At 73.6% G+C, this 20,020-nt stretch carries 19 protein-coding genes; 2 read left to right on the top strand and 17 right to left on the bottom strand.

Features of this window, described 5'->3' with window-relative positions; all coding sequences use genetic code 11:
• Positions 1 to 43 precede the first annotated feature (43 nt).
• Positions 44 to 1,111, top strand: a complete 1,068-nt coding sequence (locus ACA511_RS03460; RefSeq protein ID WP_375022549.1) for a TauD/TfdA family dioxygenase — start codon at positions 44 to 46, stop codon at positions 1,109 to 1,111.
• Positions 1,112 to 1,244: 133 nt separating this feature from the next.
• Here the strand turns inward: ACA511_RS03460 and ACA511_RS03455 are convergent, their stop codons facing one another.
• The 4 genes from ACA511_RS03455 to ACA511_RS03440 are packed head-to-tail and all read right to left on the bottom strand — an operon-like array spanning position 1,245 to position 5,539.
• Positions 1,245 to 2,498 (bottom strand): M20/M25/M40 family metallo-hydrolase, encoded by a 1,254-nt coding sequence (locus ACA511_RS03455; RefSeq protein WP_375022548.1) that lies wholly within the window; start codon positions 2,496 to 2,498, stop codon positions 1,245 to 1,247.
• Complete coding sequence (locus ACA511_RS03450; protein WP_375022547.1) at positions 2,462 to 3,640, bottom strand: Dabb family protein; 1,179 nt, start codon at positions 3,638 to 3,640, stop codon at positions 2,462 to 2,464. Before ACA511_RS03450 ends, ACA511_RS03455 begins: the two co-directional genes overlap by 37 nt.
• A gap of 10 nt (positions 3,641 to 3,650) precedes the next feature.
• On the bottom strand, positions 3,651 to 4,184 hold the full coding sequence (locus ACA511_RS03445; RefSeq protein ID WP_375022546.1) for an aromatic-ring-hydroxylating dioxygenase subunit beta: 534 nt from the start codon (positions 4,182 to 4,184) through the stop codon (positions 3,651 to 3,653).
• The gene (locus ACA511_RS03440) at positions 4,181 to 5,539 is read right to left on the bottom strand and encodes a Rieske 2Fe-2S domain-containing protein (RefSeq protein WP_375022545.1); all 1,359 of its coding nucleotides are present in this window, start codon (positions 5,537 to 5,539) and stop codon (positions 4,181 to 4,183) included. The genes ACA511_RS03445 and ACA511_RS03440 overlap by 4 nt, the downstream gene beginning before the upstream one ends.
• Before the next feature lie 365 nt (positions 5,540 to 5,904).
• On the opposite strand from ACA511_RS03440, the gene ACA511_RS03435 reads away from it, so the two are divergent.
• On the top strand, positions 5,905 to 6,681 hold the full coding sequence (locus tag ACA511_RS03435) for an IclR family transcriptional regulator (RefSeq protein WP_375022544.1): 777 nt from the start codon (positions 5,905 to 5,907) through the stop codon (positions 6,679 to 6,681).
• A gap of 59 nt (positions 6,682 to 6,740) precedes the next feature.
• On the opposite strand, the gene ACA511_RS03430 is transcribed toward ACA511_RS03435, so the two are convergent.
• The 13 genes from ACA511_RS03430 to ACA511_RS03370 form a co-directional block, all read right to left on the bottom strand.
• Positions 6,741 to 7,130 carry a cupin domain-containing protein gene (locus ACA511_RS03430; RefSeq protein WP_375022543.1) on the bottom strand — a complete coding sequence of 130 codons (390 nt, stop codon included), beginning with the start codon at positions 7,128 to 7,130 and terminating at the stop codon, positions 6,741 to 6,743.
• Positions 7,127 to 7,912: an HpcH/HpaI aldolase/citrate lyase family protein gene (locus ACA511_RS03425; RefSeq protein ID WP_375022542.1), complete on the bottom strand. Its 786-nt coding sequence runs from the start codon at positions 7,910 to 7,912 to the stop codon at positions 7,127 to 7,129. Before ACA511_RS03425 ends, ACA511_RS03430 begins: the two co-directional genes overlap by 4 nt.
• Positions 7,909 to 9,063, bottom strand: a complete 1,155-nt coding sequence (locus ACA511_RS03420; RefSeq protein WP_375022541.1) for an amidohydrolase family protein — start codon at positions 9,061 to 9,063, stop codon at positions 7,909 to 7,911. Before ACA511_RS03420 ends, ACA511_RS03425 begins: the two co-directional genes overlap by 4 nt.
• A gap of 53 nt (positions 9,064 to 9,116) precedes the next feature.
• Positions 9,117 to 9,962 carry a fumarylacetoacetate hydrolase family protein gene (locus ACA511_RS03415; RefSeq protein ID WP_375022540.1) on the bottom strand — a complete coding sequence of 282 codons (846 nt, stop codon included), beginning with the start codon at positions 9,960 to 9,962 and terminating at the stop codon, positions 9,117 to 9,119.
• A 133-nt stretch (positions 9,963 to 10,095) separates the two neighbouring features.
• Positions 10,096 to 10,566: a nuclear transport factor 2 family protein gene (locus tag ACA511_RS03410; protein ID WP_375022539.1), complete on the bottom strand. Its 471-nt coding sequence runs from the start codon at positions 10,564 to 10,566 to the stop codon at positions 10,096 to 10,098.
• Entirely contained in the window at positions 10,548 to 11,000 is a 453-nt protein-coding gene (locus ACA511_RS03405; protein WP_375022538.1) for a VOC family protein, read from the bottom strand. The genes ACA511_RS03410 and ACA511_RS03405 overlap by 19 nt, the downstream gene beginning before the upstream one ends.
• A 58-nt stretch (positions 11,001 to 11,058) precedes the next feature.
• Complete coding sequence (locus ACA511_RS03400) at positions 11,059 to 11,973, bottom strand: ABC transporter permease (RefSeq protein ID WP_375022537.1); 915 nt, start codon at positions 11,971 to 11,973, stop codon at positions 11,059 to 11,061.
• Positions 11,970 to 13,136, bottom strand: coding sequence for an ABC transporter permease (locus ACA511_RS03395; RefSeq protein WP_375022536.1), 1,167 nt, complete (start codon positions 13,134 to 13,136; stop codon positions 11,970 to 11,972). The genes ACA511_RS03400 and ACA511_RS03395 overlap by 4 nt, the downstream gene beginning before the upstream one ends.
• A 19-nt stretch (positions 13,137 to 13,155) precedes the next feature.
• Complete coding sequence (locus ACA511_RS03390; protein ID WP_375022535.1) at positions 13,156 to 14,733, bottom strand: ABC transporter ATP-binding protein; 1,578 nt, start codon at positions 14,731 to 14,733, stop codon at positions 13,156 to 13,158.
• Positions 14,730 to 15,812 (bottom strand): BMP family ABC transporter substrate-binding protein, encoded by a 1,083-nt coding sequence (locus ACA511_RS03385; protein WP_375022534.1) that lies wholly within the window; start codon positions 15,810 to 15,812, stop codon positions 14,730 to 14,732. Before ACA511_RS03385 ends, ACA511_RS03390 begins: the two co-directional genes overlap by 4 nt.
• Positions 15,799 to 17,256 carry an amidohydrolase family protein gene (locus ACA511_RS03380; protein WP_375022533.1) on the bottom strand — a complete coding sequence of 486 codons (1,458 nt, stop codon included), beginning with the start codon at positions 17,254 to 17,256 and terminating at the stop codon, positions 15,799 to 15,801. The genes ACA511_RS03385 and ACA511_RS03380 overlap by 14 nt, the downstream gene beginning before the upstream one ends.
• Positions 17,253 to 18,338, bottom strand: coding sequence for a zinc-binding dehydrogenase (locus tag ACA511_RS03375; protein WP_375022532.1), 1,086 nt, complete (start codon positions 18,336 to 18,338; stop codon positions 17,253 to 17,255). The genes ACA511_RS03380 and ACA511_RS03375 overlap by 4 nt, the downstream gene beginning before the upstream one ends.
• Before the next feature lie 155 nt (positions 18,339 to 18,493).
• A complete protein-coding gene (locus ACA511_RS03370; protein ID WP_375022531.1) occupies positions 18,494 to 19,951 on the bottom strand; it encodes an aldehyde dehydrogenase family protein in 1,458 nt (485 codons plus the stop codon).
• Positions 19,952 to 20,020: the final 69 nt, after the last annotated feature.

Below are 20,020 nucleotides of genomic sequence, written 5' to 3'. Positions count from 1 at the left end.
CCGCGTCCGCGGCCGTCCCTCCCTCCCGAAGTAGCGAGGCAGCATGAGTATCACCGTCGACCTGTCCCCGATCTCCGGCCCGTCCGCCTGGCGCGGCGACGAGCTGGCCGGTTCCACCGAGTGGATCCACCACCTGTCCGACGCCGAGCGGGACGAGCTGGAGGCCGCCGGCCGCCGGTTCGTCGCGGACGACCCCGACCTGCGCGCCGTCACCGCCGCCGACTACCCGCTGGACGCCTGCGCCGGGCTCGTCGAGGAGTGCGCCCAGCAGATGGACGCCGGGCGCGGCTTCATCCTGATCCGCGGGCTCCGCACCGAGGAGTACGGCGACGCGGTCGCGGGCGCGATCTTCTACCTGATGGGCCTGCACCTCGGCTCGCCGATGCCGCAGAACCAGTACGCCGACGTCCTCGACCACGTCATCGCCACCTCGAACAAGACGCTGGACGACCCGACCGCGCTGCCGTCCCGCGTCCGCGACCGGCTCCCGTTCCACTCCGACAGCTCCGACGTCGTCGCCCTCATGTGCCTGCGCGGCGCCCGCGCCGGCGGCGCCAGCAGCCTGGTCAGCGGCACCACGATCTACAACGAGGTCCTGCGCCGCCGTCCCGACCTCGCGCCGCTGCTGTTCGAGCCGTGGCACTGGGACTGGCGCAAGCAGGACCCGGACGCCCCGGCCAACACCTACGAGTCGCCGATCTGCGGCTATGTCGACGGGATCTTCAGCACCTACGCGGGAAGCTCGATGATCTTCTCGGCGCAGGACTACCCGGAGGTGCCCCGGCTGACCGAGGCGCAGATCGAGGTCCTGAACCTCTTCGACGAGATCGCGCAGGAGCCCGGACTCCCCCTGGACATGGACTTCCAGCCGGGCGACGTCCAGTGGCTGCTGAACTACGCCGCGCTGCACTCGCGCACCGGGTACGTCGACTTCCCCGAGCCCGAGCGCCGCCGCCACCTGCTGCGCCTCTGGCTGCGCCGCGACGTCGGGCGCCCGCTCGTCCCCGGCTTCGGCAAGAACGTCATCAACGACGCCGGCGCCGAGCCGATGCCCGGCGGGCGCTTCCGGATCGCCGACGCCGTCGTCCCCAACGAGAACTGGGGACTGTGACCCGGTGAGCCCGGCCGTCCGCGTCCTCTCGGGGGAGGGCGCGGACGGCCGTTTTTACGGTGGGCGCGTGTCCCGTGCCGGGCCGTTGAAGGTGCGTGCGGGGGCCGCCTTCTCGTGAAACGACGGCGGTCTGTCAGGTTCCTTTAGCGGCGACTAGGCGGGCGTAGAGGCGCGCGTATGCCTCCAAGGAACCGACGTCCAGCACGTCGCATCTCGCATCCTGCGGGGACGGACGGGACGCGGGGCCGAGGCGGACGGTGTCGATGCCGTGGGCGCGCAGGACGACGCCGTCGGTCGAGCCCGTCCAACCGGTGACGGGGGGCGGGTCGGCGCCGAACTCCTCGCGCCACGCGGTGCGGGCGGTGCGGACGATCGGCGCGTCCGGCGAGGTCGCGGCGGCCGGGTGGACCTCGTCCAGCTCGACCTGGACCGTGCAGGCGGAGAGGGGGCCGTCAGCGCACGCCGCACCGACCTCGCGCCGCAGCGCCGCGGCGATCGCGTACGGGTCCGCGCCCGGGACGGTCACCACATAGACGCCGGCCTCCAGCAGGGCCGGGAAGAGGTCGGACTTGTCGGGACGGCCCGCGGTGAGCGAGCCGATGCCCGCGGCCGGGCCCACCTGTGTGCCGGGCGCCGTGCTCGACTGCACGTAGGCCGTCCGCCAGCGTTCGACGGCTTCGATGACCGGGCCCGCGTGGGCGATGACGCCGCCGTGCGGCGTGGCCGACTCGCGGGCCAGGACGGCGCCGTGCCGCCCCAGCACCCGTACCCGCAGGTACAACGCCCCGGGTTCCTCCCAGAGCAGGGTGGGCGGGCCGCCCTTGGCGACGATCGCGGCGGACGGCGCGGGCGCGTCCCGGAGGTAATGGTCCAGGCCGGTGGAGCGGATCGTCCCGCCCGAGCCGTGCAGGACGCTGCGGTGCGTCCCCGACCCGGCCAGCAGGAGGCTCGCGGGCGCCCCGCGTGCCGCGGCGGACACGAAGGCGACCAGGGCCGTTGCGGCGGGGGCCCGCGCCACGCCCAGCCCGAAGCCCTCGACCTGCGAGGACGTGGCCTTCAGCGGGGCCGGGGCGTCGGCGCGGCCGGTGATGGCGCGGTCCTCGTCCGGGTCGCCGCTGAGCGACGTGTCGAGGTGCGAGTACAGCAGGGCGCCCGCGGGGTCGCCCGCGCACAGGTTCGCGCCGTTCGGGCCGTACCGCTGGACCGTCCACTCGATCCACGGCCACCGCGCCGTGCACCAGGAGGCGAGGTACACGGCGGCGGCGGACTCGTGCCCGTACGGCGCGGGGACGCCGTCCAGGAACTCCAGGACGCGGACGATCTCCTTGCCCGCGTCCTGGAACGGCGCGTTCAGAAACGGCCCCAGTCGTCGGCGGCCGGGCGCCACACGTCGATGTTGCGGGGGTCCGGCGGCATCCGGCGCGGCCGGTGCGTCTCGTGCTCCTCCGGCGTGAAGACGCGGTGCCGGTCGCACAGCTCGAACCGCGGCCCGTACGCGGGGTCGTGCATGTAGAACGCGATGGACGTCGACGCCGAGTGGTTCACGAGGTCGGACGCGATCGGCTCGCCCTTGTAGAGCGCGCGGGCGCGGGCCCGCATCACGTGGTCGAAGCTCTTCATCGCGAAGCAGAGGTGCGCGACGTAGTGCTCCTTGTTGTTCTGCAGGGCGAGGCTGTGGTGGTAGCGGTCCTCGCAGCGCATGAACGTGGTGGAGCCGACGATCTCGTCCGAGGACTGGAAGCCCAGCACGTTCGCGTAGAAGTCCAGCGACTCCTCGTACTTGGGCGTCGCGATGAACGGGTGGACGAGGTCGACCGGGCGCAGCTCCTGCAGCGGCGGCTCCGCGTACTCCAGGAAGCCGGTGAACAGCTCGACGATGAGGCCGTTGGGGTCGCGGACCCCGAAGCCGTCCGAGCAGAAGCCCTGCTGCCGGTCCTGGAGCTCCAGGATCTCGTGCCCGGCGTCGGCGACGCGCTTGCGCAGGTCGGCGAGGACCTCGTCGTTCTCCACGCTGTAGCCGACGGCGGAGGTGTGCCCGGCGGTCCGCTCCGGCGCGCTGACCAGCTCGATCGAGTGGTGCTCGATGTCGGCGCGCAGGTAGGCGTACTCGTCGGTGCGCTGTTCGAGCTGGAGGCCCACGTGGTACTGGAGGAACTCGATGGTGCGCGCCATGTCGGGCACCTCGATGCGGGCGTACTCCATCCCGTACGGGCCGCGCGGGCGGCCCGCCCTGCCGCCGGTCTCGTAGGTGACGATGTGGTGCCGCTCGACGACCGGGCGCCACCGCTCCCGGACGAACCGCTCGTGCGAGGCGCTCTGCAGGTAGGCGTGCAGGTCGGCGGCGGTGTCGAAGCGCACCGAGAAGGCGTGCGTGAACGTGCTGTCGCGGGTGCTGACGTTGGGGCCGAGCGAGAAGTCCCGCATCTGCGGATAGCGGCCGGGGAAGGTGCGCAGCTCCGCCAGGATGGACTCGGCCGCGTCGGCCGGCGCGTCCGGCCGGAACCGGAACACCACGGTGTGAATGATCATCGTGTTTCCCTCAGAGGATGAAGCTCAGCCGGCTGCCGGCGGGCAGGTGCTCGTGGCCCAGGACCGCGCGGCGCAGCCGGAAGCGCAGGGCGTCGCCGTCCGTCACCAGCAGGTGGTCGTAGCGCCCGACGTAGGCGTCGAACTCGCCGTCCCGGGCCCGGTGGACGATGAACGCGGCCGTCACCCGCAGCAGGCCCGGCTCGCCTCCCTCGCCGGGGACGTGCTCGCGCAGCCGGACGTTGGAGATCATCCGGTGCGTGCGGGACGGCGGGTTCTCCGCGTGCGCCTTGCGCGACTTGAGCCGCTTGACGCGCGCGCGCAGCAGGTCCCAGTCGTCGGTGACGAACGACCCGGACGCGTGCATCGAGGTGCCCGTCCAGTCGGTCGCGGGGACCTCGAACCGGGCGCCGGGCTCGAACAGGGCGAGCCAGTCGTCGTACTTCCAGGCGTCCAGGATGTCCGCCTCGGCGTAGAGGAAGTCCTCCACGTCGGCGCGGGTGATCTCGCGCCCGCCGATGTGCCCGGTGGTGGCCGGTACGGTCATCGGACGTTCCTCCCCTCAAGGAAGCGCTCGGGGCGGGGGCCGGCGACGGACAGGCCGTCCGCGACGCCGAGCGCGTCCGCCCAGTGCCGCCAGAAGCCGCGCATCGCGCCCTCGTCGATGGACCGGCCCTGGACGCCCTTGACCTCGTCGATCATGCCGCGGGACATGTCGCTGAAGTCGAACTCGGGACGGGCATCGGCCGCGGTCGCCTCGATGCCGCGCTGCACCGCCTCGTAGGCCTCGATGTCGTCGGGGGTGGCGAGTCCGCCCGGCCCGACGAAGCTGACCATGGTCTTCATGCGCAGCGCGCGGGTCTCGGCGTCCTCGCCGCGCGGCGCGAGCTGCCAGGCACGGACGTCGGTCCGGTCGGCCGCGACCGGTTCGAGCTGCCGGATCGACAGCCCTTCGAGGTCGAAGAGCAGGAGGTTCGGCCACACGAACAGGATGTGGCTCTCGTCGGCGACGTAGCGGGCCCGCTCGGGGCCGAGCCTGCGGTCCATCTCGGCGCGGTGCTCGGCGGTGCGGACCTTCTCGTCCTCGCCGAAGCGCGGCTCCCACAGCATGCTGATCCGGCCGCCGTGCCCGGTGAGGACGAGCAGGCCGTGCCCGTTGCCGAGGTTGTAGGCGTACTGGTCGTCGTCGGTGACGGCGAAGCCGGTCTCCCGCAGGTAGCCGACGAACGTGTTGTGCGTGGGCGAGAAGTGGTAGCCGTCCATGGCGTTCTCGACGCCGAGCTTCCAGTTGCCGCGCACGCCGTAGAGCTGGGTGCCGGGCAGCACCTCCATGCCGTCGGCGTGCTGCTCGGAGATCATCGTCATGTAGTCGGCGGCGTCGCCGAGGTAGTCCGCCAGCGGCGGCGCGTCCGGGTCGAACGCGACGAAGACGAAGCCCTCGTGGATCTCCAGGCGGGGGACGGCGCGCAGCCGCATCGAGTCGAGGAAGCCCTCGCCCGCGGCCTCGTACGCCTCCTTGCCCGGGATGGCCGCGACGTCGCCGTTATTGCGGAACGTCCAGGCGTGGTAGAAGCACTGGAACAGCTTGCTGGAGCCCTCCCGCTCCCGGCACAGGATCGTGCCGCGGTGCGGGCAGGCGTTGAGGAACGCGCGCACCGTCCCGCCGGAGTCGCGGCAGAAGATGAGCGGCCTGCCGCCGAGCGTCCGGGTCTTGAAGTCGTCGGGCCCGGAGACCTCGGTCTCATGGCCGAGGTAGAGCCAGGACCGCGCCCAGATCCGGTCGCGCTCCGCCTGGAAAATCTCGGCCGAGCGGTACGCGACCCGGTTGACGCGGAAAGTCAGCGCGTCCCAGTCCTCGACGACCAGCCGCCCTGGAAGCTCCCCGCCGTTCGGCTCTGCCATCGGGCGCCACCCCCTCCACGCAGGTTCATTCGACTATTCGAGATACCATCTCGTATCGTGCTACAGCGTTGCCCAGGCCGGATCGCCGTGTCAAGGGCCGGACGGCACCGATCCGCCGGGGACTTGACGAGCTACGTCCCAGTTACCATGATTGCGTCTCGCAATAAGAGATGGCTTGACGTAAGGTCATCACCCCGGCGCGAGCACGCCGGCCCTTTGCCGCACGGGCTTGCCGGGTCTCCGGGATGGCCTGCCGACGCCGCCGGGCTCATGATGAGATGGCGTGTCATTCCGCCCCGGCCCGCCGCCCCGGACGGCAGGCGACCGACGGCCGAGGCAGAAGCGAGAGACGGATGGCAACGACGATGAGGACCGCACGAGACACTCCCGAGAGTTCCCCGTCCATCCAGACGGTGCAGCGCGCCGCGCTGATCCTGGACTCCTTCACGGTGAGCCGGCCGCATCTGAGCCTGAACGAGATCACCGCCCGGCTCGGCGCCAGCAAGGCGACCGCGCACCGCTACACCAAGGCGCTGCGCGCGGCCAACCTGCTGCGCTACGACGACCGCACCGCGCTGTACTCGCTCGGCCCGCAGGTCCTCACGCTCGCCGCGGCCGCCCGCGCGGCGTTGCCGATCGTGTCCGCCGCCGAGCCCTACATGGACCGCCTCGTCCAGGCCGCCGGGCAGACCGTCGTGCTGAGCATCTGGGACGGCGAGTCCCCGACCGTCGTGCGGTCGGCCGACAACACCGACCACCTGATCCGCATCAGCGTCCGGGTCGGATCGCGGCTCGACCTCGCCACCTCCGCGCAGGGCCGGGTGTTCTGCGCCTACCTGCCGCCCGACCAGGTCCCGGCGCTGGCGAAGCTGCTGCGCCGCTCCCCGGGGCTGCGCGAGGACGTCGACTGGATCCGCGCGCACGGGCTGTCGGTCAACTCGCCGTCCGAGAACGGCCTGCACACCATCGCCGCGCCGGTCTTCGAAGGGGACGCCATCATCGCCACGATGGCGATCGTCGGCACCTCCGTCGACGTCCCGCGCAAGGCCGACTCGCCGATGGCCGAGGCGCTGCTGGGGATCACCCAGGAGCTGTCCCAGCGGCTCGGCACCAACGGCGTCCCGCCGGCCGAGGCCGGCTGAGCGGGGCACCCCGTACAGGGGCGCCCCGCCCGAGCGGGCCCAGGACGGGACGCCCGCGCTCAGGGCAGTTCGTCCAGGTACGCCAGCGACGCGGCGAAGTCGGCGCGCGGCGGCACGAAGATGTCGATGTTGACGCACGGCTCTTCCAGCGGCTCGATGTAGTGCTCGGCGCCCCTCGGCACCAGCAGGAACGTCCCGGCCGTCATCTCGTGCGGGACGCCCTCCACGTAGTAGTTGCAGCGTCCCGAGGCGATGTAGACCAGCTGGTCGAAGTCCTCGTGGCTGTGCGGGTTGAGGTCCATGCCGACGTCCAGGGTGTGGTGCGCGACCATCACCTCGTCGGTGGAGTACACCCGGCGCCGCACCCCCTTGCGCAGCTCCGACTCCGGCATGTCGGCCCAGCCGACCACCCGGTTGTAGAGCTTGGCGTTGCGCCCGTTCTCGGTCATCCGTTGCCTCCCTCGCCGGCCGCCGCGCCCAGCCCGGCGGCCAGTATCTGCAGGTCCGATCCGGTCACCAGGTAGCGCGCCGCGCCCAGCCCGGCGCCCGCGGCGGCGGGCGGGGACGGGGCCCAGCCGCCGAACGCGATCCCGTGCCGTGCCGCGGCCTCCTCGATCTCGGCGACGGCCGCGCGCAGGGCCGCGCCGCCGGGCTCCGCGCCCAGGCTCACCGCCAGGTCGGTGCCGCCGACGAAGACGACGTCGAGGTCGGCGATCACCTCGTCCCAGGACGTGCCGCCGTCCCGCCACCAGGGCGTCTCGATCTGCCCGACGAGCAGCGGCGGGGCGGCCCGCTCGGCGGCCAGGAACCCCGCCAGCCCGCCGGAGCCGGGCAGCCCGAACCCGGCGGCCCGGTTCGCCAGGCTGACCGACCGGTCGCCGTCCGGCGCGAACCGCGTGGCCTGGACGAGCGCCCACGCCTGCGCGGGGTCGCTCAGCATCGACAGCTGGAACCCGGCCGCGCCGTTCTCCAGCAGGCGGCAGACCAGCGGCCCGTCCACCGCGGGGATCCGGACGAGCGCCGGCAGCCCGCAGCGCTCCGCGTGCCGGACGAGGCCGATCGCGTCGGCCTCCGTCAGCGCGGAGTGCTCCAGGTCGACGACCGCGAAGTCGAAGCCGGCGAGCGCGCACAGCTCCACCACGTCCGGCGCGGGCAGCTTGACGAACGTCCCGCGCACCCGGTCCCCCGCCGCCAGCGCCGCCCGCAGCCGCCCCCGCAGGGCAGTGGTCACAGGCCGCGCCACGGGACGGTCTCGACCGGCTCGCCGCCGTGCAGGACGAGGACCGGCTCCAGCCGGGGCGCGGTCATCGTGTTGCCGGCCGCGTCCGGGAGCACGACCTCGGCGGTCTCCTCGACCACGGTCACGTGCGCCGGGCCGCCCGGCTCCAGCCGGCCGTAGCCCTCGGCGTCCAGGCCGAGCAGGCCGGCGGGCCGCACGGTGGCGCGGGCGACGGCCTCGGTCAGCGGGACGCCCAGCGCGATCAGCTTCGACATGCTGGTCAGCAGGTCGAACACCGGGCCGCGCCAGTTGCGGGCGCTCGTGTCGGAGCTGAGCACGTCGGGGTAGAAGCCCTTGGCGATCGCGCGGCGCGCCACCTCGAAGCTGAGGTTGCTCTTGCCGTGCGCCGAGTCGAACAGCACGCCGCGCTCCCGGGCGGCGGCGACCGCGGGCAGCACCTCGTCGCCGTCCAGGATGCCGTGCGGCTTGCCGGTGTAGCAGTGCGCCACGACGTCGCCGGGACGCAGGTGGTCGAGGACGACCGGCAGCGGCTCGGACGTCTCGCCGATGTGCACCATGAGCGGCAGGCCGGCCTGCTCGGCGACCTGGAGCGACTTCTTCAGCAGCATCTGCCAGTTGTCGCCGACGACGTCCTCCGACAGCCGGATCTTGAAGCCGCGCACCACGTCGGGGTTCTCGGCGGCGGTGGCGAGGGCGTCGTCCGGGACGAGCGTGTCCGGGTTCATCAGCTCGCCGAACCGGAAGTCGATGAGGCCGAGCACCGAGACGTTGAGGAAGTTCACGACGCGCATCGGCGTCGCGTCGACGACGAGCTTGCGGAACGCGGCGAACGTGGAGGCCCCGGCGGTGCCGGCGTCGGCGGCGGCGACGACGCCGCGGCGCAGGTGCGCCTCCTCGGCGGGCGCGCCGACCTTGGAGACGTGCTGGAAGATGTGGGTGTGCCCCTCGACCAGGCCGGGCAGCACCCAGCGGCCGGTGCAGTCGGTGACCTCGGCCGCGTCGGCGGCCAGCCCGTCGCCGACCGCCGCGATCGCGCCGCCGTTGATCGCGACGTCGGTCCGCGCGTTCAGCCCGGAGGCGGGATCGACGACCGTCCCGCCGGAGAGGACGCGGTCGTAGACGGGCCTGCTCTGTTCGGTCATCGATGTACTCCCGATCGTGTGAGGGGTGGAGGAGATCGCGGGGGTCGCGGGGGTCACGCCTGGATCCGGGTGGTCAGCGGCAGGACGCCGTCGACCTCGACCCGGACGGTGTCGCCGGGCCGGAGGAAGTCGCCGCGGTCCTGGCCCGTCCCGGCGGGCGTGCCGGTGAGCACGACGTCGCCGGGGCGCAGCACGGCGTACCGGGAGATCCGGGCCAGCAGTTCGGGGATCGCGAAGATCATGTCGGCGCTGGAGGAGTCCTGCCGCGGCTGCCCGCCCACCAGGCTCCGGACGCCGATCGCGGCCGGGTCGGCGATCGCGTCGCGGGCGAGCAGCGAGGCGCCGAGCGGGGTGAAGCCGGGGAAGCTCTTGGCCAGGGCGGGCGTGCCGGTGCGCTTCATGACGTCGCGGGCGGTCATGTCGTTGGCCGCGGTGACGGCGGCGACCGCCGCCCACGCCCGGTCCTCGGAGGCCCGGTCGAGGGTCCGGCCGATCACGACGGCGATCTCCGCCTCGTAGTCCATCTGGCCGGTCTGCTCGGCCGGCAGCCGGACCGCCGCGCCCGGGGCGCCCACCGACGACGAGGCGGCCAGGTAGAGCACCGGGTCGTCCGGCACGGGGCGTCCGGTCAGCTCGGCCTTGGAGTGGTAGTTCAGGCCGACGCCCCACAGGGCGCGGGGGCGGGCGAGAGGGGCGCGGAGGCAGGGTTCGCCGCCGGGTTCGCCGCCGAGGTCGCCGCCGTCCAGGGGGATCCTCCGGACGACCTCCGCCTCGGCCAGCGCGTCCAGCGAGCCGGTCGCCTCGATCAGGGCGTTCGGGTCGGGGTAGGGCGCGTCCAGGACGGCCACCGAGGCGCCCTCGATCCGGCCGATGCCCGCCGACGTCATCACAACATGCACGACGCCATCTTTCGATGCGAGACGGATTCCTGTCAAGCAATGAGAGATGGCGTCTCATAATGCAACATGAGGGCGGCAGGGCAGCCCGTCCGGCCGCCCGTCCAATGGACGAGCGGCCCGGCGGAACAGCAGGTCAGACCTGGGGTGCGGCGGCGGCGTCGAGCTGGCGGGTCACCTCGGACCCGTCCCAGTAGTCGATCCGGCGCGCCAGCAGGCCGTCCGCGTCCACCCACAGCCGGAACACGCCGCGCACCGTGACGGGCGCGTTCCCGGCCGAGACGAGGCGGAACGACATCCGGTAGGCCAGCACCGCCCGCACGTCCCGGACGACCAGGTCCTCCAGCTCGTACCGCAGGTCGGCGAAGTCGGCCAGGAAGCCGTCCAGCCGCCGCCGGTACGCGGCGCGCCCGGTGACGCCCCGCCCGAGCGCGGACGTGTGCTCGTTGACGAAGTCCTCGGCGACGCAGCCGGCGACGGCGTCGGCGTCGTGCCGGTTGAGCGCGCCGAGATAGCGCAGCGCCGCCGCGCGGGTCCGCTCCTCGACCCGCGCGGCGGCTCCCGGCCCGGCCGGGCCGGGCTCGGCGGTCAGGACCCGCCTCCCCACTTCGCCTGGACCGTGTCGAACACCCGCTGGTCGTGCGAGATCTCGATCACGTTGCCGTCCGGGTCCTTCAGCGCGCAGATGTAGCCGACCGGGTCCGGCATCTGGCGCGGCTCCCAGTGCAGGCAGCCCAGCTCGCGGGCGCGGTCGGCGAGGGCGTCCACGTCGCCGCGCGCCGGCACCTCGATGCCGATGTGCGCGAACGGGTGCAGCAGCCCCAGCTGCCCGCCCCGGTCCTTGTTGAACGAGACGAGCACCAGGACGAACGGCGTCTCCGCCTGTCCGTCGTTGGACAGCCAGGCGCTCTCCCCGTCGGCGTCCTTGAACCGCTCGACCACCACCAGCGGGGTGAGCGAGGTGTAGAAGTCGATCGCCTTGTCCAGGTCTCCGGTCGGCAGCGCCACATGCGTCCAGCGCGCGGCGGTCAGTCCGGTCACGTGCTCCTCCTCGAAATCGTCCGGGTCCGGACCGTCCGGCCCCAGGTTGTCCTACAGGTCAGGCGATGCCCCGTTCGAAGGGCTTGCCCAGGGCGCGCGGCTCGCGGTCCTTCGCGGCGAACACCAGCATCGCGACCAGCGCCAGCAGGTAGGGCGCGACGATCAGCAGCTGCGAGTTCAGCGTGAAGCCCAGCGCGGGCAGCGCCAGCCGCATCGCGTCGGCCAGCCCGAACAGGGCGCAGCCGAGCAGCGTGCGGCCCAGCCGCCACGCCCCGAAGATCACCGCTGCGATCACGATGAACCCGCGGCCCGCGGTCATGTTCTGGCTGAACGAGCCGACCTCGCCCACCGCCAGGTAGGCGCCGCCGAGCCCGGCCAGCACGCCGCACCACAGCAGCGCCTGCCGGCGCCGCGCGTTCACGTCGATGCCGGTCACGTCCGCGGCCTGCGGGTCCTCGCCGACGGCGCGGAGCTCCAGGCCCCACCGGCTGCGCTCGACCAGCCACCACGTCAGCGGGACGACGCCGATCAGCAGGTAGACCGGCCACCGCTCGACGAACAGCACCTGCCCGATGATCGGGATGTCGCGCAGCACCGGCACGCTCACCTGCCACACCTGGTGCCCGGTGAACGACCCGGTGACGATCAGGTAGCTGGTCAGCCCCAGCACCAGCGTGTTCAGCACGAGGCCGACCACGAACGTGTTGACCGCCGCCCGGTGCGACAGGTTGCCGTGCAGGAACCCGATGAGCAGGCCGACCAGCATCCCGGCGAGCAGGCCCGTCGTGGCGCTGCCGGTGACGGACGCTCCCGCGACCGCCCCGAACGCCCCGCCGAGCATCATCGCCTCGACCGAGATGTTGACCGTCCCCGCCCGTTCCGCGAGGTACTCCCCGCAGGCGGCGAACGCGAGCGGCACCGTCAGCCGGGCCCCGCTGGCGAGGATCGTGGAGATGTTGTCCGCGGCGCTCAAGACGCGACCGCCTCCTTGGCCTTGGGTGCGGCGGCGCCCACGCCGGCGCCGGTCCCGCGGCTCTCGCGCCGGCGGCGCAGCGCCTCGGTCACGACCGGCGGGACGACGAACGCCAGCACGAGCAGCGACTTGACCACGTCCACCAGGAAGTGCGGTACCCCGGTCGACGCCAGGAACCCGCCCCCCGAACGCAGCACACCGAACAGCAGGGCGACGGGGACCGCCGCCAGCGGGCGGTTGCGGGCGACCAGCGCGACCAGCAGCCCGTCCCAGCCGATGTTGTTGGAGATGCCGCCCTGCAGCCGGTTGGTGCCGACCGGGCTGGCGAGCAGCACCGCCCCGGCGACGCCCGCGAACGCGCCGGACACCGCGAGCGCGGTCCCGCTCAGCGCCGCGACCCGCACCCCGGCGTGCCGGGCGGCCCGCGGGTTCAGGCCGAGCATCGTCAGCCGGAAGCCCCACCGGCTGCGCGCGATCAGCAGCGCGATCACCCCGGCGGCGAGCAGCGCGATGAGCAGGCCGCCGTTGATCTGCAGGCCCGGGTACTCGCCGAACGAGCCCAGGAGCCCGTTCTCCGGCAGCCGGTTGGACTGCGGCGAGACCGTCGCGGTCCCGCGCCGCGTCTCCTGCAGCAGCCACGAGGTGTTCACCGCGTACGAGACGAGCTGCTGCGCCAGGAACGTCATCAGCAGCGTGCTCACCACGATGTTGACGCCGCGGAACCGGTGCATCAGCGCGCTGAGCCCGGCCCACGCCCCGCCCGCCAGCGCCGCCGCGACCAGCGCGACCACCAGCAGCACCGGGCCCGGCAGGGCCAGCCGCAGCCCGACCCCGGCCCCGGCCAGCGCGCCGATGAGCACCTGGCCCTCCTGGCCGAGGTTGAACACGCCGGCCCGGACGCACACGCACGTGCCGACCGCGACCAGCAGCAGCGGCGCCGTGTACAGCAGCGTCGAGCTGATCGCCGCCGGGTTCGCCAGGCTCCCGTCGTACAGCGCCGTCACGGCCCCGGACGGGGACCCGCCGGTCGCCGCGACCAGCGCCGACGACACCGCCAGCGCCAGCACGACCGCGACCGCCGTCGTCGCGGCCACCTGCGCGCCGCCGGGCCCGGCGTTCAGCGCCGCGGCGAGCCGCCGCCCGGACCGTTCGACCTCCGTCATCCTCCACCTCCCCGTCGCCTCACGCGGCCACACCGCCGAGCAGCATGCCGAGCCGTTCGGAGCTGGCCTCGGCCGTGGGCAGCACGCCGGCGACGCGGCCCCGGGAGATCACCGCGATCCGGGAGGACAGCGCCATGACCTCCTCCAGCTCGGTGCTGATCAGCAGGACCGCGACCCCGCCGGACGCGGCCTTGCGCAGCCGCAGGTACATGTCCTCGATGGCGCCGACGTCGAGGCCGTGCGTGGGCTGCGCGGCGACCAGCACCGACGGGTCCGCCGACATCTCCCGGGCGAGCACCACCCGCTGCTGGTTGCCGCCCGACAGGCTGCGGACGGGCGCGTCCAGCGACGAGGTGATGATGTTGAACTCGGCCGCCAGCCGGCGCGCCAGCTCGTGGGTCCTGCGCCGGTCGACCAGGAACCGGCCGCTGACGCCGCCCAGCGACTTCATCACCAGGTTGTCGGCGACGCTCATGTCGAGGACGACGCCGGACGCGTGCCGGTCCTCCGGGACGATGCCGAGGCCCGCCTTGTGCAGCGCGCCCGGCCTGGCCGGGTCGATCCGCACGCCGCCGATCTCGACCGTCCCGGCGGACGGCTCGACCAGGCCGGACAGCACGTCGCCCAGCGTCGCCTGCCCGTTGCCCTCCACCCCGTACAGGCCGACGATCTCGCCGGGCGCGACCTCCAGGCTGAAGTCGTCGAGCAGGGCGACGCCCTCGGCGCGGACGGTGAGGCCCGACAGGCGCAGCGCCGGTGCGGCGTCCGGCTCCGGCCGCTGCTCCTCCGGCTTGTTCCGGCGTTCGACCGGGAGCATGCCGAGGGCGGCGGCCTCGGCGCGCAGCGACACGTCCCGGCCGACCATCTGCCGGGCCAGCTCCTGCGCACTCGTGTCCGCGGTCGCGCTGTGGAACGCGACGCGGCCCCGGCGCAGCACGGTCACCCGGTCGGTGGCCGCGGTGATCTCCGCCAGCTTGTGGCTGATCAGGACCACCGCGCGGTCCTCCCCGGCGACGACCTCGCGCAGCACGCCGAACAGCTCCGCCGACTCGGCCTGGGTGAGCACCGACGTGGGCTCGTCCAGGACGAGGACGGACGGGTCGCGGCGCAGGCACTTGATCAGCTCGACCCGCTGCCGCTCCCCGGCCGACAGCCGCGACACCGGGGCGAGGGGGTCGATCGGCAGCCCGTACCGGGCGCCGACCTCCTCGACCTGCGCGCAGGCCCGCGCGCGGTCGACCCTGCCGGTGTCGCCGAGGGTGATGTTCTCCCAGACCGTCAGCGGTCCGACGAGGCTGAAGTGCTGGTGCACCATGCCGATGCCGAGCGCGATGGCCTCCTGCGGCCCCGCGACGTCCACCGGGCGGCCGTCGTGGTGGATCGTCCCGGCGTCCCGCCGGACGAGCCCGAGCAGGATCTTCATCAGGGTGGACTTGCCCGCGCCGTTCTCGCCGAGCAGCCCGTGGATCTCGCCGCGGTGGACGGTCAGGTCCACCGCGTCGCAGGCCGCGACCCGCCCGTAGCTCTTGCCGATGCCGCGCAGCTCCAGCGCCGGCGCCCGTGCCCGGCCGCCGGCCTCGCCCCGGTCGGTCGTCACTTGCCGAGCCTCTCCACTTCCGCGGCGGCGTCGATCTTCCCGCTCGCGAGGTCCTTCATGAACGTGTCGATCTTCTGCTTGGCCGCGGCGTCGTCGCCGCAGAGCTTGACGGTGGGGAACGGGTCCTTGCCGATCGTCCACACCTTCTGGACGCCCATCTCCAGCTTCCCGTCGGCGAACAGCTTGAGCGCCTCGGTGAAGTAGTCACCGGGGCTGAACAGCACCGAGAGGTCGAACTTCGGGTCGGTGGAGGCGCACCGGTCGGTGCCCGGGGTCAGCGTGATGAGCTTCTTGGTGTTGGCGAGCTTCGTGGCGGCGTCCGTGGACCCGCCGAGGTAGGGGTAGACCGCCCCGACGCCCTGGTCGATCTGCGCCTGCACGGCCTCCTTGGCCTTGGCGGCGTCGTCCTGGTCGCCGGCGTAGGTCGTGGTGACGGTCGCGTCCGGGATGACCGAGCGGATGCCCGCCTTGAACGCCTTGGAGGCGTTGATGTTGAAGTCGAGCTCCATGCCGGCGACGAACGCGGCCTTCTTGGTGCCGCGCGCCTGCATCAGGACACCGGTCGCGTACCCGGCGGACAGGATGCTCTGCGCGGGGTCGTCGGTCGACAGCATGATCTTGGGGGTCTGCTCGACGTTGCCGGAGCTCGGGACGTACCAGGCGGTCTTCTGGCAGACCGCCTCCTCCGAGGCGGGGATGGCGTCCTTCAGCTCGGACGCGCCGAGCGCGACCATGTCGACCTTCTGCTGGCACAGCGCGCGGGCCGCGCTCAGCGCCTCGGTCTCCGGGACGCTGCCGCGCTTGATGACCGTCCAGCCCTTCTGCTTGGCGAACGCCTCGGCACCCGACACGAAGCTCTCGTAGTAGCCGTTGTCGTTGATGTCGCCGGGGCTGAGCACGCCGATGACGACCTTGCCGTCGCCGTTCACGTCGGGCTCACCGGGCAGCGCGCCGCCGGCTCCGCCACCGCCGGTGCTCTTGTTCGCGGTGGCGTCGGACTCGGCGCAGCCGGCCAGCGCGAACAGGGTGGCGCATGCGAATGCCGCGCCCGCGATCCGTACCGATTTACGGTTCTTCACCACAGGGTCCTTTCGATCGGACGGTGGAACGTGCGAGTGGGCGGGAGCCGTGGTCGCCGGTGTCCCGCGGGGCGTCCGCGGGGAGCACCGGCCAGCGGCGGGGAACGTCGAGGCCGGCCGCGCGCAGCAGCGCGCCCGACCGCGACTCCGCCTCCCGGCGCAGCGCGCCGGTGTCGAGGGTGGTGAGCAGGCGGTCCCGCACCACGACCCGCCCGGCGACGACGACGTCGCGGACGGTGTGGCTCGGGGCGCCCCACACCAGGTGCGCCGCGAGGTCGCCGGGCGGGGCCCAGGCGAGGTCGCGGGCGTCGAGGACGACGAGGTCGGCGGCCTTGCCGACCTCGATCGAGCCGATCAGGTCGCCGAGGCCGACCGCCTCGGCGCCGGCGCGGGTGGCCAGCGCGAACGCCTCGTCGGCGCGCAGCGGCCAGGCGCCGCGGTCGTTCTCCAGGCCGGCCAGCAGCCCGGCGGCGCGCAGCACGTCGGGCGCGTCGCCGGCGTTGTGGGCGTCGCAGCCGAGCGCGACGCGGCCGCCGCGCCCGACCAGTTCGCCGTGCCGTCCGGCCCGCGTGTAGCCCTGGCCGAGCCGCAGGTACGCGCCGGGGCAGGACGCCACCGCCGTGCCCGTCTCCAGGACGGCGTCCACCTCGGCGTCGTCGAGCCACACCGCGTGGCCGAGCAGCAGGCGCGGCCCGAGCACGCCGAGCCGGCGCAGGTGGACGAGGGGGCGGGCGCCGGTGCGGCGCAGGTACGACTCGGCGTCGCCGGGACCGGGCGACATGTGCCAGGTCATCGTCGTGCCGAGGCGCTCGGCGAGGTCGGCGGCGCCGGTGAACAGCTCGTCGCTCACGAGGTCGTGGCCGACCAGGGTGATCCAGCCGGTGACCGGGCCGTCCGCGGGCAGGCTGCGGACGATCTCCTCCTGCCGGGCCAGCGCCTCGGCGGCGGGCAGGGAGTAGGGGACGTCCGGGGCGTCCCAGCCCCAGCCGCCGACGCGGCCCCGGATCCCGGCGGCGGCCAGCCCGGCGGCGACCCGGCCGGGGTGGGCGACGGTGCCCGGCTCCAGGACGGTCGTGACGCCGCGCAGCAGCGACTCGGCCGCGGTGAGGGACGCCGACAGCTCGTCGTCGTCGCCGGTGACCAGGCCGTGCAGCGGCACCGCCCAGCCGAAGATCGCCTCCTGGGCGTCGATGTCGTCCGGGATCACGCTGCGGATCAGCGGGTCGACGGTGCAGTGCTGGTGCGCGTTGACCAGGCCGGGGACGACCACGCAGCCGGCCGCGTCCAGCTCGGCGGCTTCGGGGCGCGCCGCGCGGAGCGTCTCGTACGCGCCGACGGCGGCGACGCGTCCGTCCTCGACCGCGACGGTCGCGCCGGTGAGGACCGCGCGGTCCGGCGCCATCGTCACCACCGTGCCGCCGGTGACCAGGAGGGGGGCCGTCACGGGCGGACCAGGACCTTGCCGATGGCCGCGCGCGACTCGGCGGCGGCGAACGCGGCGGGCAGCTCGTCCAGCCCGTACTCGGCCCTCCGGACGACCCGCAGGCCGCCGCCGTAGTAGGCGGCGAGCATCGCGGCGAAGTCGGCCTCGGTGTAGGCGCCGGACCCGAGGAGGCGGAGCCCGCGGTGGTAGACGCCCGCGAGGGAGATCGTGACCTCGTCTCCGGTGGTGTTGCCGAACGTCACGAGCCGGCCGCCGGGGCGCAGGCAGTCCATCGAGGCCCGCCAGGTGGCCGCGCCGACGTGGTCGAGCGCGGCGTCGGCGCCCTCGCCGCCGGTGAAGCGGCGCACGGCCGCCGGGACGTCGGCGTCGTTGCGCAGCAGCAGGTCGGCGCCGAGGTCGCCGGCGAGCGCGAGCTTGGCGTCGCTGCCCGCGACCGCGACGACCCGGGCCCCGGCGCGCTTGGCGAGCTGGACGGCGGCGATGCTGACCGCGCTCGCGGCGGCCTGCACCAGCACGGTCTCCCCGGCGGTCACCTCGCCGACGGTCAGCGTGGCGTGCCAGGCGGTGCTCCAGGCCGAGGGCAGCGCGGCCGCCTCGGCCAGCCCGACGTGCGCGGGGACGCGGTGGACGAGCCGCGCGGGCACCGCCACGTACTCGGCGAACCCGCCGGCGATGTTGCCGCCGACGACGCGGACGGAGGCGCAGTGGCCGGGGTCCCCGGCGGCGCACCGCGGGCACGCGCCGCAGCCGAGCGTCGGGTCGATGACCACACGGTCACCGGTCGCGAGCCCGCCCGCCTGCCCGGACGCCTCGGTGCCGGACACCTCAGTGCCGACCGTCTTTGTGCCGGACACCTCGGCTCCGACCGCCTCGATGTGCCCGGCGACGTCCATCCCGGCGATGTGCGGGAGGCGGAAGCCGGGCAGCACGGCCGGGCCGCGCCGCTGCAGGACGTCCAGTCGGTTGAGCGCGCAGGCGCGCACCCGGACGAGCACGTCCGAAGGGCCGGGGACCGGGTCGGGGACGCGTCGCAGCGACACCACCTCCGGGCCACCGAACGCAGTCTGGACCAGTGCTCTCACCAGGACCTCCGGCCGAATCCGCCGTCAAACTCATCTCGCATTGCGGACCATCGACTCGCAATGTGAGGCAACTCTGAACCTCGCGCCGTGGGCCTGTCAACACTTCTGTGCAAACTCCCGGTTACGTCCGCCCGCACGTCAGGGCGCCGTCCGGCTCAGCGGTCCAGCAACCGGACCGCCACGGCCTTCTCCTGCGTGTACTCGCGCAGCGCCGCGTAGCCGCCGCCCGCGCTGAACCCGCTGTCCTTCTGCATGTTGAACGGGAACCCGATCACGCCCGCGTCGTGGAACTGGTTCACCGCGACCTGCCCGGAGCGGACGTCCTTGGCCACGCGCAGCGCCCGCGACACGTCGTCGGTCCACACGCACGCCAGCAGGCCGAAGTCGGTGTCGTTCATCAGCCGGACCGCCTCCGCCGTGCCGGTGAAGCCCTGGATCGTCAGGACCGGCCCGAAGACCTCCTCCCGGACGACGCGCATGCCGGGCTCCACACCGTCCAGGACGGTCGGCGCCACGAACCACCCGCCGTCCGGGACCTCTCCCTTCACGCCGCCGGTCAGCACGCGGGCGCCCTCGCGGGGCGCCTCCTCCAGGAAGCCGAGCACCCGCTCGTACTGGAGCCCGCTGACCAGCGGCCCCATGTCGAGGTCCTGGTCCCAGGTGCCGGGCCGCACGGCGCGCATGCCCGCCACCAGGCGCTCGGTCACCTCCGCGCGGACCGCCTCCTCCACCAGCAGGCGCGAGCCCGCGTAGCAGTTCTGGCCCGCGTTCTCGGTGATGGAGGCGACGATCGCGGGGATGGCGGCGTCGAGGTCGGCGTCCGCGAACACCACGTTCGGCGACTTGCCGCCGAGCTCCAGCTTGACCGGCACCAGGTTGGCCGCCGCCGCGCGCATCACCGCGCGGCCGGTGGCGGTGGAGCCGACGAAGCTGATGTGGTCGACGCCCGGGTGCGCGGTGAGCGCGACGCCCGCCTCCGTGCCGAGGCCGGTGACCACGTTGAGGACGCCGGGCGGGAACCCGGCCTCGCGCGCCAGCTCGGCCAGCGCCATCGGCCCGAGCGGCGCGATCTCGGACGGCTTGAGCACGACGGTGTTGCCGGCCGCGAGCGCGGGCGCGACGTTGGCCGCGGTCAGCAGCATCGGCACGTTCCACGGGATCGCGACCGCGCACACCCCGTACGGCTCGGGGATCGTGAAGCCCAGGTAGTCCGGGGTGCGGGTGGGCAGCGTGACGCCGGTGAGCTTGTCGGCGGCGCCCGCGAAGTACTCGACGATGCCGTGCGTGATGTAGGTGTTCAGCCGTCCGCCGGACAGCGGCTTGCCCACGTCCCGCGCCTCGAACCGGGCCAGCTCCTCGACCCGCTCCATGATCAGTGCGGCCCAGCGGCCGAGCAGCGCGCCGCGCTCGGACGCCGAGGTCGCGGCCCAGCCGGGGAACGCGCGGCGGGCCGCCGCGACGGCCCGGTCGACGTCCGCCGCGCCCCCGCGCGCGATCTCCTGGAGGGGACGGCCGTTCGCGGGGTCGAGCACCGGGAGGACGGCGCCGTCCGCGGCGGGGATCCACGCACCGTCGATGAGCTGCCGGGAGACCGGGATTTCAAGTGGGGACATGCCGGAATCCTTGACCGCACCTATCCCGCATGTCAAGATGCCGTATCTTTCTGTGAAATGTCCTGGGGG

This window comes from Actinomadura sp. GTD37 (assembly GCF_041951365.1).
Taxonomy (GTDB): Bacteria; Actinomycetota; Actinomycetes; order Streptosporangiales; family Streptosporangiaceae; genus Spirillospora.
Note: the sequence above shows the minus strand (reverse complement) of the source record. Positions and strands in the feature narration are given on the sequence as shown.

Bases quoted from the DNA above. Each gene is read 5' to 3' on its own strand.
- ACA511_RS03435 (WP_375022544.1), top strand. From the start codon at position 5,905: ATGAGGACCGCACGAGACACTCCCGAGAGTTCCCCGTCCATCCAGACG.
- ACA511_RS03395 (WP_375022536.1), bottom strand. From the start codon at position 13,136: ATGACGGAGGTCGAACGGTCCGGGCGGCGGCTCGCCGCGGCGCTGAAC.
- ACA511_RS03420 (WP_375022541.1), bottom strand. From the start codon at position 9,063: ATGACCGAACAGAGCAGGCCCGTCTACGACCGCGTCCTCTCCGGCGGG.
- ACA511_RS03440 (WP_375022545.1), bottom strand. From the start codon at position 5,539: ATGGCAGAGCCGAACGGCGGGGAGCTTCCAGGGCGGCTGGTCGTCGAG.
- ACA511_RS03445 (WP_375022546.1), bottom strand. From the start codon at position 4,184: ATGACCGTACCGGCCACCACCGGGCACATCGGCGGGCGCGAGATCACC.
- ACA511_RS03370 (WP_375022531.1), bottom strand. From the start codon at position 19,951: ATGTCCCCACTTGAAATCCCGGTCTCCCGGCAGCTCATCGACGGTGCG.
- ACA511_RS03460 (WP_375022549.1), top strand. From the start codon at position 44: ATGAGTATCACCGTCGACCTGTCCCCGATCTCCGGCCCGTCCGCCTGG.
- ACA511_RS03450 (WP_375022547.1), bottom strand. From the start codon at position 3,640: ATGATCATTCACACCGTGGTGTTCCGGTTCCGGCCGGACGCGCCGGCC.
- ACA511_RS03430 (WP_375022543.1), bottom strand. From the start codon at position 7,130: ATGACCGAGAACGGGCGCAACGCCAAGCTCTACAACCGGGTGGTCGGC.